Source organism: Salsuginibacillus halophilus, from assembly GCF_003014715.1.
GTDB classification, from domain to species: domain Bacteria; phylum Bacillota; class Bacilli; order Bacillales; family Marinococcaceae; genus Salsuginibacillus; species Salsuginibacillus halophilus.
On sequence record NZ_PYAV01000005.1, the window covers coordinates 97,420 to 109,996 of the forward strand.

Below are 12,577 nucleotides of genomic sequence, written 5' to 3' on the forward strand. Positions count from 1 at the left end.
GGCTTCGAAGATCAGCGTGGTTTTAACCCGTTACCGTTGTATCATGATTCTTCTGCTGCTGAAGTCGGGAGATAACCTCCTCCATAAAGATAAAGAAGATGGTACGTGTTTTTTCGAATGCCTGCAGGTCTGGGTCCTGAGGAAAGGACGAAAGCTGAAAAATGTAGTCTGCACTGCTGTCTCGTGTATTGAGTGGCTCCTCTAACACAAGCGTAACTTGCCCACCACGATCCTGCACTTTTTTGATCAGCGGTTCAAAAGAGGTAAAGGTGCCGGTGACAGAAAAAATAACCAAAAGCGTATCTGCTCCTACAAGCTGGTTGGCGTAGTCTTCGTGATGGGTGACGAGAATATTTTTTTCCGTCACCGTCTGAAGTTTATAGCTGAAGTATTCCGCTGCAATATGAGAAGGGCCGAGCCCGAAAAGGATCACCTTTGGAAATTGGTGAAAGATGGATACAAAGTCAGCTGCAGGTGCAGGGTCGTAATGTTCTAAAAACTGAAGAAGACGTCTAATTTCGCTGGAAGGCTGCTTTTTTGGCACCTCTTCCTGTCCGCTGAAATAACGCTTGTACTGTTTAAAGCTTTCAAAGCCGAGTTTACGTACGAGCTTGGATATCTTCGAAGGAGAGACCCCGCATACTTCTGCTGCTTTCACGATCGTCAGCGCTTCCTGCTCCCGTACGATGGCGGTCAGCGTCTCGTGCGTTGTTTTTTCCAACTCGGTTAAATGGTCTGTTCGTAAAGTTAGCATAGCATCGGGCCTCACTTTCGTATAATTATGTGCCGCCACACTGTTATTGCGGCGGTGTTTCATGGAAAAGTCTATGAGAGCGCTTTAAGATCTCATCTGTATGAGAGCGCACGTGTTTGACCACTGTCTCATTTAAGTCTGTGTAAAACTTATGATGCCCGCTATTTGGGGAGAAAACGGCATCATCACGGATCATAGACTGCTGAGCCTCAGTAAATGAGTTGTAAAAACCGAGCTGTACGCAGGCACTAACGGCGGCACCAAGGCAGGCACTGCTGCTCCCTTTACGGCGTCTCGCCGGGAGCCCGAATACATCAGAAAGAATTTGCATCATCACATCGCTTTTCGCTCCGCCACCGGTAATGATAAGTTGCTCCAGGGTTCCATCGATTTCATTAAGCATTATATCAATATTATTTTTCATGTCGAAGGCAATGGCCTCGAGAATTGAGCGATACATATGATAGGCTGTATGCCGTTCGTCAAAGCCAATGATTAAGCCTTTTCGGTACGGCTGTTCAGGGCTTGAAAGCCAGTCGAGAATGGTGATTAACCCTTCGCTTCCGGCCGGAATTTCCGCTGCTTGGTCGTTTAGGAAGTCTTCTTCTGTCTTGTCAAAGGCAGCTGCTTGTGTGGTCAGTTCCTTTCCGATCAGCTTTTTAAACCAGCTCACCGTCCACATGCCGCGACGTATGCCGGTTGATTCGTAAACATAGCGGTAAGGTACCGCAGCAAGCGTTGGAAAGAAGTGAGCTGCGCTTTCCCAGTCCTTGGTTTGATACAACATGGCAGAAATAAATGTGCCAAGAGAAATCATTGCGGTTGTTTCGCTGTCTACACCGCTGCCGAGTACTTCCACCGCTTTATCATTGGCAGTTGCCACGACAGGAATGTTTTCATTAAGGCCGAATTCTTTGGCGAGTTCGTCCTTTATACTGCCAAGTGCCTCACCTGGTTTCACCAAATCAAACAACATCTCGCGTGTCACACCGTTTGCTTTAAGTACCTCATCATCTGTGCTCCAGTCAAGTGTAGTGCGGTCAAGGGGCCAGAACACTTCATAGTTCGCAGCAGTATCCTTTTTTTCTCCAGTAAGTTTCCATCCGAGATAGCCGGAGGTGCTTGTCACGTAGGCTACGCTGTCATCTTCATGCTGATAGGGAGCAGCGAGGCGTTCGTCCATCCAACTGATCACAGGCTGCGCGAGCGAACCATCTTTACGCAGGAGTACACGGCAGCTGCGGATTGTACATAAACCGATGGCTTTAATGGCATCTCTGTCGCCGGAAAAATCATCGAGACACCGGTGGACGGCTTGTTTCAAACTGTCCCACAGATCGTCGTCCGGATGTATGACAGTACCGGGAGCCGGTGTATGTGGCTCTCTTAGCGGACATGAACCGAAAGCCGCTTCATTCCCCTCTGTATCAAAGATTACCACTTTTGTGCTCTGTGAACCGCTGTCGATCCCCAACACATATGCTGCACTCATCATTATCCATCCTTTCTTGCCAGTGAAACAAGCCGGTCATTGGCAGGTTGCCATCATGACCGGCTTGTTTTATAGAGAGCTGTCTCTGCAGGGGGGGGGGCGCTCTTTAATCACGGATATATTTTTTGATCTCCATTTCCTGTGGAAAGATTGTACCGTGGTTCATGATCCCCTTCGGGTCAAATACTTGTTTGAGGCCCTCGAGCATATAGTAGGCAGATCCGTGCTCTTCCTTTGTCCACTCGGAGCGGTACTTGCCGATACCGTGGTGGTGGCACATCGAACCCCCGCACTTGAGCGTTTCCTCAATAATAATTTCATGGATCGGATGGTGGTACGTGAGCATTTCTTCTTCCGGACGGCAGTTAATTTCGTAATTGTAAACGAAGTACATATTGGTACCATTCAGGTAGCTGTGGGAAGAGTGACCGCCGAGCATGGTCAAGTCCTCGTAGTGTTCAAATTCATTTTGAATGCGTTCCATTACGTTATGGTAGATTTTAATAATGTTTTCCCAGTCTGCAGATACTTCTGTCGTAAAGCCGTCGTGGGTGTTACGTTCTGCCATATCACGGAATTCTTTTTCAATACGGCTCTGATCCCAGTTTAGGTTGTTAAACCACGTTTCGATCAAGTTGGAGTCTACCTGTTCAACAATACTGGATTCAAACTTGTTTACAGCTTCCCCCACAGCGTGGTTGGTGGCTTCGACGAGCCCTTTTGGCCCTTCGTTCATGAAAATCAGCACGCATTGGTTTTTATAAAAATGGCTGAAATGCTGCTTTGCATCATCTGGAGAGTACAGGCGGGCAACCGACGGCTTGTAGCCGTTGACCATCACCTCACGCAGTACTTTGATACCTGCATCCATATCTTCGATGAGGTATCCGTAAAAGGCGTGATTTTCCGGGTGAAATTTGAAGATTTTCACTGTAACTTCTGTGATGTAGCAGAGAGCCCCTTCGTTGCCGATGGCGATATGACGAATATCCGGACCACCGGAACGTCGTGGTACGTTTTTGATGCGGGAAATATGTCCGTCTGGAAACGCGCATTCCAAACCAATAACCATATCTTCAATAGCGCCGTAGAGTGTAGAAAACTGGCCGATGCTGCGTGTAGAGACGAGGCCGCCCATTTGCGCAACCGGCTTAGACTGCGGCGAATGTCCGGTGGTATAACCAAGTTCGCGAAGCTTATCCTCAAGTTGCTGCAGTGGCACTCCGGCCTGAACGGTGGCCTGCATGTTGTACGTGTCAATTTTAATGATATCGTCCATTCGTGAGCCGTCAATGACGAGTGTTTTATCTTTCCAGTTTTCCAACCCACCTTCTGTAGCTGTTTTTCCGCTGCGGGGAATTACATTGATGCCATGCTCATTGCAGTAGGAAAGTAGTGAAGAGACCTCCTGTGAAGAAGACGGATAGACGATGGCTATCGGTGCCGGCACGTCCAGGACATTCTTTACTTTCGCATATTTTTTATAACGGTCTGCTGAGGCATCATAGAGCTCTTCGTGGTCTGTTGTAATGCACTCTTCACTTACAATGGTTTTCAAATCCTGTATGGTATCAATGTGCATCGAGAAAATCTCTCCTTTTTTATGTTTTGAATATATTCATCAGCCGGTTATGAATGCTGCTACAAATAAATTTGCCCGTACTAGAAAACTTGTGTCTTCCCGGATTTTTTCAGCGGAAGAAATACCGTTTATTAGTTAGGTGATAATTGGCTAACGTACTAAGTATCCGCCATCGACGGTGATCAATGTACCGTTAACGTAGTTGGACGCATCAGACGCTAAGTAAACTACAGTACCCATCAAGTCAATAATCTGTCCCCAGCGACCGGCCGGAACATGATCAAGTATGCGCGAATTAGATGCTTCGTCTTCCCGCGTGGCTTTTGTAACATCCGTTGCGAAATAGCCGGGAGCAATGCCGTTAACTTGAATATTAAACTGGGCCAGCTCATCGCAGTATGCCTTTGTAAATCCGGCGAGTCCATGCTTTGTGGCGGCATAGGCCGGTGACCACCGTCCACCGAGAAAAGAAAAGAGGGAACATGTGTTAATAATTTTCCCGCTTCGTTTTTCGATCATATGTTTAGCAGCTTCGCTTGCGAGCTCAAACGGCGCAGTTAAATTGATGGAGACCATTTTATCCCACTGCAGCCGTGTATATTTGGTGACATCCTTTTCATTGATGCCGATACCTGCGTTATTCATCAAAATATCGAGTTGGCCGAAAGTGGCGAGGCACTCATCAACGACCTCCCGGCAGACACCATCTTGAGTGATATCTGCTGTCTTCACGTGACAGCGCACACCTTCTGCTTCGATCAGTTCCTTTGTCCCCCCTGCATCATCTTCTAAGGTGACGATGAAAATATCGGCGCCCGCTTTAGCGAGTGCTAACGCAAATCCTTGTCCAAGTCCGGAATTCCCCCCCGTGACGATGGCAGTTTTACCGTCTAACCGGAAAAACTGCATATTGAAACTCGTAATTTCTTGTTCGAACTCGTTCATTTAGCTCCTCCTCTCCGGCGTTTGTTTAGCAACATCTTAATATGGACCTGCAAGGAAAACAAGTCTTTTTCGGAAATTTTTCTTCTTAATCGTAATTTGAATAAACTCAAAAGAAAATTTTCCTTCATGATTATAAAAAAAGCAAATGTTTTTCTATTACGTTTTAAGCGACTTACAACTCCCATACTTCGGTGTTGGTTGACGAGACGCCAAGTGCTCCTTTACTAAGGGCTGCCACAACGTCTTCTTTGTCACAAACAAGACCACTTGCGAGTATCGGGGTATCAACTTTCTCTTTTACCCAGCCGATCGTTTTCGTCATACCACCAGGGCAGATTTCAATAAAGTCAGGTTCTGAATGAGCAATTTGCTTATCGATGTTGTGATAAGACATGGAGTCCATCAGGAAAAAGCGGTGAATTGTGATGAATCCATACTTTCTTGCTAGTTTGACCATTTGTGCTTTTGTGCTGATGATTCCGTCCGCCTGCGTCATTTTCTGAAGGTATTCCAGCACGGTTTCTTTTGAAGATGCCCCTTCCATCAAATCAACATGAACAAAAGCTTTTTTTCCTGCAGCTTTGATCCGGTCGACATAATCCGTTACGTTCATCAAGGTTGATTTTAAAATAAATACGGCTGCACAATCGGATTTTAGCGCTTGCTTTAGTGCCTCTTCGTCTTTAATGCCGGCAATCACAGGATTAAATTCGAGATTATTAATAAATGTAGTAGAACCCATATGTTTTTCGCCACCTTTAACATCCATTTTATCTCATTTTAGACGTGTCGAGGCGATAACTCAAGGTAGAGGGTTCTCAGCAAAGGCTGAGGCGCAAAAAATCGTCAATTTATGCGTAGAGGCGTCATAGAGCGATTTTACTTCAAGACACGAATGAATTATGATGAAAAATGTTACTAGAGTAGAGAGGAAAGTAACACTAACATAGGTTTAGTGTGTGTCTTTCCTCTCTTTTTTTGTACCCAAACAAGTCACGCCGCCGAACTGGCGACGCTGGCGGTGTAGAAAATCTATTTAGAAAGGAGTGAGTAGGTTGGGGGATTTTTTGTCGTATCTCGGTCGTAACTATGCAGATATTTTCTCTTATACGATTGAACACATACAGCTTCTCGGTGTTAGCTTGACGCTCGCGATTCTTATCGGGGTCCCGCTTGGCATTTATTTAACTACAAATGAACAGTTGGCTGCGACAGTGCTGCAGGCAGCATCTATCATTTTAACCATCCCGAGCATTGCACTGTTCGGTGTGATGATTCCTATTTTGTCGTTAGTCGGCCAAGGAATCGGGTTCCTTCCAGCGGTGATCGCTCTAATTCTTTATTCGCAGCTGCCGATCATCCGCAATACTTATACAGCCATCAATAATGTGGATCCAAACATCCGTGACGCAGCAAATGGGCTTGGCATGACAACGATGCAGCGGCTTTTAAAAGTAGAAATACCAAACGGCATGCCGCTAATTATGGCAGGCATCCGGACAGCAACAGTATTAAGCATTGGTATCGGGGCAATCGCGGCTTTTATTGGCTCCGGAGGCCTAGGGGTCCTGATTGATATGGGGATTTCCAGAGGGAATCAAAATATGATTATTGCTGGTGCATTGGCGATTTCAATTCTTGCTATTGCCGCTGATTTTGGACTTAAGAAAATACAAATGAAGTTTTCACCAAAAGAAATTCAATAAAACAGGAGGAGTGCCATGATTGAGTTTACGAACGTGTCGAAAACCTACCCAGGTGGTGTGAAGGCAATTGACGATATCAGTCTCTCAATCGGACACGGAGAATTCGTCGTTCTTCTAGGTCCTTCCGGTTGCGGTAAAACCACCTTGCTCCGTATGGTTAACCAACTTGAGGAACTGACCGAGGGTGAGATCGCTGTTGAAGGCAGCAGTATTCATGACCTGAACAAAATTGATATGAGACGTAACATCGGATACGTCATACAAAGCAACGGCTTGTTCCCGAATATGACGATTGAGGACAACGTTATGGTTGTACCAGCAATGCTTGGCTGGTCTAAAGAAAAAAAGAAAGAGCGATTTGAGTATTTGATGAATCTAATCGGAATGCCGCCAGAAACCTATCGTAAGAACTTCCCGCACGAATTATCAGGTGGACAGCAGCAGCGGATTGGTGTGGCCCGAGCGCTTGCGGCAGATCCACCGGTTATGCTGATGGATGAACCCTTCGGTGCGCTCGATCCGATTATCCGTGCCCGGATCCAAGAAGAGTTTCTAGATATTCAGCGCACGTTGAAAAAAACGATTCTATTTGTCAGCCACGACATCGATGAGGCGATAAAATTAGCGGATAGAATCGTGCTTCTTAAAGACGGAAAGTTGCAGCAGTTTGACCGTCCGGAAGAACTTTTAAATCGACCGGCCAACGAGTTCGTTTCCGAGTTTGTAGGAGAGGACAGTGTATTGAAAAGTCTAAGCTTATACCAAGTGCAAGACATGAAGGCAAAGCTTACATTGCCGGAAGCATCAGATGGGCTGGATGGGACCGTATTCAAGCATGGGGACTCTCTTCGTTACGTTCTTTCCCACTTGCTCCATCCCACACCTAAGCCGGTTTACTTTGAGCGGCAAGAAGGCGGTCTCGCCGGTCCGATAAGTGTCGCTCACATTGAAGCTTTCGTCCGTGAGATGACGGCATGAAGGAGGGATGGTAATGAATTCGAAAGCAGTGATCGCTTGGATCGTAAAAATCGCTTTCTGGGTGGTCATCATCGCCTTTTTCTGGTGGACGATCTCCAACAATATGTATGCGCAGATTTTAGAAAACCCAGAACAGTTCGCCGGTTTACTAGGACGCCACCTGCAGATCGTGTTAATCTCATCTTCTCTTGCGCTGCTTACAGCGGTACCGGCGGGAATTTTGTTAACCCGGCCAAAGTTCAAAAAATATGAGTGGATTTTTGTTAATACAGCAAACCTTGGTCAAACCATCCCAAGCATTGCAATATTGGCGTTAGCGATGGGTTTTCTTGGTATAGGTATACAGGCAGCTATTTTAGCGCTTTATGTTTACTCACTTTTGCCAATTTTGCAAAATACAATAGCCGGGTTGAAATCAGTTGACCCCGCTGCCAAAGATGCAGCGGCAGGCATGGGAATGACACCGACTCAGATACTATTTAAAATCGAACTTCCGATGGCGGCAAGCTCGATGATTGCAGGAATCCGCACAGCTATTGTTTTAAATATTGGAACAACAGCACTTGCCTATCTCATCGGCGGAGGGGGCTTGGGCGTTTGGATTTTCACTGGCATTCAACTGTTTGATAATACGTACCTTATATCCGGCGCAGTACCGGTGACGATTCTTGCGATTACAGTAGACCAATTATTCAGGGTAATGCAGCTTTTCCTCGTGCCTAAAGGTATTCGAAAAGCACAAAAAGCAGCTGCGGCTACTTAAAACTATAACTTAGGAGGATTATACTTATGAAAAAGAAAATGATTGGATTAACTGCAGCACTTGGAGGTGCCGTTATGCTTTCTGCATGCGGTGGAGAAGAGAAAGAAGTGACAGTAGGTGCCAAAAACTTTACCGAGCAGTTTATACTCGCGAAAATGGCAGAAATCATGTTGGAAGATAACGACTTTCAAGTGGATATGGTCGACAATATGGGCTCCACTGCGCTGCGACAGGCTTTGGAATCAGGAGAAGTTGAACTAACGTGGGAATACACAGGAACTGGCTTGATTACTTATAACGGTGAAGATCCGATCGCAGATGGTGAGGAAGCATTTGAAGCGATCAGCGACATCGATGCCGATCAAGGTATCACGTGGGCAAACATGTCTGACATTGATAATGCATATACCATCATGATGCGTGAAGCTGACGGCGAGGAAAAGGGTATTTCATCTATCTCTGATCTAGCGGAATATATCAATGATAATCCTGGGGAGATGACGTTTGCTACTGATGCAGAATTCGGTAACCGTGGTGATGGACTGCCAGGGGTTGAAGAAACTTATGGGTTTGAATTTGGAAGTGATCAAGTTAACGAAATGAGCTATGGATTGAACTACGAAGCGCTTGCTAACGAAGAAGTTAGTTCAGCAATGGGACATGCGACCGACAGCCGGATTGAAGAATATGATCTATTTAATCTCGAAGACGATCAACAATTCTTTCCTTCCTATCACGCAGCACTTTCTATGAGAACCGAAGTGTATGAAGAGTACCCTGAGATCGAAGAGATTTTACAGCCACTCTCTGAAGAACTTGATACAGAGACAATGATGGGGTTGAACTATCAAGTGGATATTGAAGACGAAAGCGTTGATGAAGTAGCGAGAACGTATCTGGAGGAGAACGGATTTTTAAGTGAATAGTAAGGAGGTTTCCTATAATAAAGGATTAGTCGAGAGCATTTCACAAGTTTTTCTAACCTTGTGAAATGCTTTTTTTACTTCGCGCAGGTGAATGTATCGCTCACAAAAAATTGCAGGCGATGTTAGTTGTATATTAAGGCAGGCTAGGGGCTCAAGGTTGATTCATCTACTGCCGGCTGCTGGTAAGTCATCGATACCTTCTTTAGAATGAAGAAAGGAAGCGTGCGTAAAAACAAAGGAGGGTCCAAGGTGTCGGACGAACAAAGAAAGTTACCGTTGTATCTTCAAATCAAAAATAAAATGGTGAACAACATTAAAGAAGGGGCATGGAAGCCGGGAGAGGCGATCCCTTCTGAAAATCGATTAATTGAGCAATACAACGTAAGCCGCACAACCATCCGGCAGTCGATCCGAGAGCTGGTGCAGGATGGTGTTTTAGAAACAAGGCGCGGAACGCCGACGCGTGTGCGCCAAACCCCCAAGGAGGAGGAAGGAAACCCCGGCGTGGTCCATCACGAACTTGGCGAAGAGCTGTCAGTTCAAGTGTTGCGCTCGGATCAATGCGCGGATCGTTATTACGCCAAGGGTGAGTTAATGCTTGATGACATAGATGAAGTGTTCTTTTTCGAACGTGTACGGATGGCAGATGCCAGACCGATTGCGTATCAACAATTATTTCTGCCGAAGCCGGTGGGTGAAAAAGTAAAAGATGACGCAGCAAAGATGTTCGATATCTTCCCAGCGCTTGGGATGCATGATGTGCATTATAAAAATATAAAAGAGACCGTTTCTGCTTCAAATGCGACGCAGTATGAAGCAGATATATTAGGTTTAATTCCAGGAGAGGCGTTAGTGGATATTGAGAGAACGACGTTAGGAATTGATGGAATCCCGATCGAATACAGCCGGACAAAGTATATAACAAGCGCATTTAACTACCGGATTGAAATCGGAAGATAAACTTTTGTGGCGAATCTTGTTGCGATAACTGATTAACTTGTTGTAACATGTAAACAAGTTAAATATAACTGAATGCAGACATATGCAAACAGGAGGAAGAAAACGTGAGTAAATTAACAAGTATTCGTCACGACAAAACGCAAATTGACCTTGTACGTATGCGTCAATACCGGTTGAGCCGTGTGCGTGAACAGCTAAAAGCAAAAGGGTATGGAGGTATTGTCATCTTTGATCCTGTCAACTTGCGCTATGCAACAGGCAGTCGAAACATGCAGGTGTTTATGCTGCGTAATCCAGGCCGTTATGTTTTTATTCCTACAGAAGGACCGATCACGTTATTTGATTTTCCAAACTGTGAACACTTATCTGAAGGAATTGAAACCATTGATGAGGTAAGAGAAGCAACGACCCTGTCTTATGTTGCCTCTGGTGACAACCTTTATGATAATGCCAAAGCTTGGGCCGAAGAGATTGCTGACTTATTCAAACAGCATGGCGGTGACAGCAATAAACTAGCCATTGATTATGTGCCATCGGTAGGTGCTATTGAGCTTTCCAAATTAGGCGTAGAGATTGTAGATGGGCAAGAACCGATCGAGCACGCCCGCAGTATTAAAAATGATCAAGAAATCGAAGCGATGAAAATCTCAGTTCGGACAGCAGAAGAAGGTATGATCCGTATGCAGCAGGCGTTAGAACCTGGGATTACAGAAAATGAGCTATGGTCCCATCTGCATCAAACGAATATTGCACAAGGCGGAGATTACGTTGAAACGAGACTGCTCAGTTCCGGCCACCGGACGAATCCTTGGTTTCAAGAATGCAGCGACAAAGTGATCAACGAGGGAGAACTTGTTGCCTTTGATACCGATATGAACGGTCCGTTCGGCTACTTTACTGACATCAGCCGTACCTTTTATTGCGGGGAAAGTGAGCCGACAGATGAACAAAAACGTCTATATCAAACTGCGTATGAGCAGATTCAATACAACATTGAGCTGCTGAAACCAGGGATGACTTTCCGAGAATATGCAATGAAGAGTTGGCAGATCCCGGATGAATTCTTTCCAAACCGTTACTTCACAGTTGCACACGGGACAGGCTTAAGCGGTGAGTATCCTTACATTGTTTATCCACAGGACTTTGAAGAAAAAGGGTATGACGGTGTGATCCAACCGAACATGGTGCTGTCAGTGGAGAGTTATATCGGTTCGCCAGGCGGCAAAGAAGGCGTGAAGCTTGAAGAACAGCTGCTTGTTACTGAAGATGGCGTTGACAACTTCTCGGACTTTCCGTTTGAAAGAAAGCTGATGAAATAAAAACAACCAACAAGGAAATAAAAGTGAGACATTTATAGAGAAGTACAAGAATGATCATAGGCAGACAGGGCAAAATATTGCGTATGTACAGATTGAGCCGGTGTCACCTTGTATCATGATCATAACGTACGCCTTCTCAACAGCCCCAGTAAAAATATTATTGATTCATTCATACGGAGGTTAAAGCATGAAAGCATGGAAAAAAACAACCGCAACATCAGTATTGGTAGGCACGTTAATTTTAGCCGGATGCGGGGATGCAGACGGTGATGAGTCAAATGGTGACAATGGCGGGACTGAAGATGCTGCTGAAAGTGGCGGCTCAGTAGAAATTGGCTATAACAACTGGGCCGAAAATATTGCTGTAACGAACATGTGGGCCATTCTTTTGGAAGAAGAAGGCTATGATGTTGAGATGAGCAATATGGAGAAAGCACCTTTGTTTGCCGGCGTTGCTTCAGGAGATATTGATATTGGCATGGAAGTGTGGCTTCCGACAACGGACCAGCACCACGTTGATGAGTACGGTGATGATTTTGATGTACAGGGTGAATGGTATGAAGGAACAGTGCTTGGCTTAGCGGTACCTGAGTACATGGAAGATGTTAATTCCATTGAGGATTTAAATGATTATGCTGAAGAATTTGATGAAACGATTATGGGCATTGAGCCAGGCTCCTCACTTGTTGAAACGACCGAAGAAGTGCAGGAAGCTTACGATTTAGATTTAGAATTACAAACTTCGTCTGAACAAGCGATGATTTCAGAGCTCGACAGTGCGTACAGCAGCGAAGAGCCGATTGTTGTCACGATGTGGAGCCCGCACTGGGTGCTTTCGGAATACGATATTAAATATTTAGAAGACCCGGAAAATGTGTACGGCGATGGCGATGATATCGTTTATATTTCCCGTGATGGCTTTGAAGAAGAATATGAAGAAGTGGTCCAGTATTTGAACAATATGCATTTTGACGACGAGACGCTTGGTGCATTAATGGCTGAAATTAATGAAACTGATGATGCCCAGGAAGGTGCCCAGGCCTGGATTGATGACAACCGGGAGCTTGTTGATGAATGGCTGGAGATTGAGTAATTTTTGCAAGCTTAAATTGAATGAAACGAACAACGCCATCAACCCGATAAAAAGGGTGA

12 protein-coding genes are annotated in these 12,577 nt (G+C 45.3%); 7 read left to right on the plus strand and 5 right to left on the minus strand.

The window, feature by feature from the left end; genetic code table 11:
• Nucleotides 1-22: 22 nt before the first annotated feature.
• The 5 genes from B0H94_RS05625 to B0H94_RS05650 all read right to left on the minus strand — a co-directional run bounded on the left by B0H94_RS05625 (nt 23) and on the right by B0H94_RS05650 (nt 5,515).
• A complete protein-coding gene (locus tag B0H94_RS05625) occupies nt 23-754 on the minus strand; it encodes a MurR/RpiR family transcriptional regulator (RefSeq protein WP_181315281.1) in 732 nt (243 codons plus the stop codon).
• Between the two features lie 43 nt (nt 755-797).
• On the minus strand, nt 798-2,246 hold the full coding sequence (locus B0H94_RS05630; RefSeq protein WP_106588277.1) for an FGGY-family carbohydrate kinase: 1,449 nt from the start codon (nt 2,244-2,246) through the stop codon (nt 798-800).
• Between the two features lie 106 nt (nt 2,247-2,352).
• Nucleotides 2,353-3,828 carry an FAD-binding oxidoreductase gene (locus tag B0H94_RS05635; RefSeq protein ID WP_106588278.1) on the minus strand — a complete coding sequence of 492 codons (1,476 nt, stop codon included), beginning with the start codon at nt 3,826-3,828 and terminating at the stop codon, nt 2,353-2,355.
• A 150-nt stretch (nt 3,829-3,978) separates the two neighbouring features.
• A complete protein-coding gene (locus B0H94_RS05640) occupies nt 3,979-4,773 on the minus strand; it encodes an SDR family NAD(P)-dependent oxidoreductase (RefSeq protein WP_106588279.1) in 795 nt (264 codons plus the stop codon).
• 172 nt (nt 4,774-4,945) lie between these two features.
• Complete coding sequence (locus B0H94_RS05650; protein ID WP_106588281.1) at nt 4,946-5,515, minus strand: glycerol-3-phosphate responsive antiterminator; 570 nt, start codon at nt 5,513-5,515, stop codon at nt 4,946-4,948.
• A 313-nt stretch (nt 5,516-5,828) separates the two neighbouring features.
• Here B0H94_RS05650 and B0H94_RS05655 point away from each other — a divergent pair, with 313 nt between their 5' ends.
• From B0H94_RS05655 to B0H94_RS05685, 7 genes are all read left to right on the plus strand, one after another.
• The gene (locus B0H94_RS05655; RefSeq protein ID WP_245893915.1) at nt 5,829-6,479 is read left to right on the plus strand and encodes an ABC transporter permease; all 651 of its coding nucleotides are present in this window, start codon (nt 5,829-5,831) and stop codon (nt 6,477-6,479) included.
• A 15-nt stretch (nt 6,480-6,494) separates the two neighbouring features.
• Complete coding sequence (locus B0H94_RS05660; RefSeq protein ID WP_106588282.1) at nt 6,495-7,457, plus strand: ABC transporter ATP-binding protein; 963 nt, start codon at nt 6,495-6,497, stop codon at nt 7,455-7,457.
• A gap of 13 nt (nt 7,458-7,470) precedes the next feature.
• Nucleotides 7,471-8,220, plus strand: a complete 750-nt coding sequence (locus B0H94_RS05665) for an ABC transporter permease (RefSeq protein ID WP_106588283.1) — start codon at nt 7,471-7,473, stop codon at nt 8,218-8,220.
• A gap of 26 nt (nt 8,221-8,246) precedes the next feature.
• Nucleotides 8,247-9,146 (plus strand): ABC transporter substrate-binding protein, encoded by a 900-nt coding sequence (locus B0H94_RS05670; RefSeq protein WP_245893916.1) that lies wholly within the window; start codon nt 8,247-8,249, stop codon nt 9,144-9,146.
• Between the two features lie 249 nt (nt 9,147-9,395).
• Entirely contained in the window at nt 9,396-10,106 is a 711-nt protein-coding gene (locus B0H94_RS05675) for a GntR family transcriptional regulator (protein ID WP_181315282.1), read from the plus strand.
• 104 nt (nt 10,107-10,210) lie between these two features.
• Complete coding sequence (locus B0H94_RS05680) at nt 10,211-11,425, plus strand: M24 family metallopeptidase (protein ID WP_245893917.1); 1,215 nt, start codon at nt 10,211-10,213, stop codon at nt 11,423-11,425.
• A gap of 187 nt (nt 11,426-11,612) precedes the next feature.
• Nucleotides 11,613-12,518: a glycine betaine ABC transporter substrate-binding protein gene (locus tag B0H94_RS05685; protein ID WP_106588285.1), complete on the plus strand. Its 906-nt coding sequence runs from the start codon at nt 11,613-11,615 to the stop codon at nt 12,516-12,518.
• Nucleotides 12,519-12,577 lie beyond the last annotated feature (59 nt).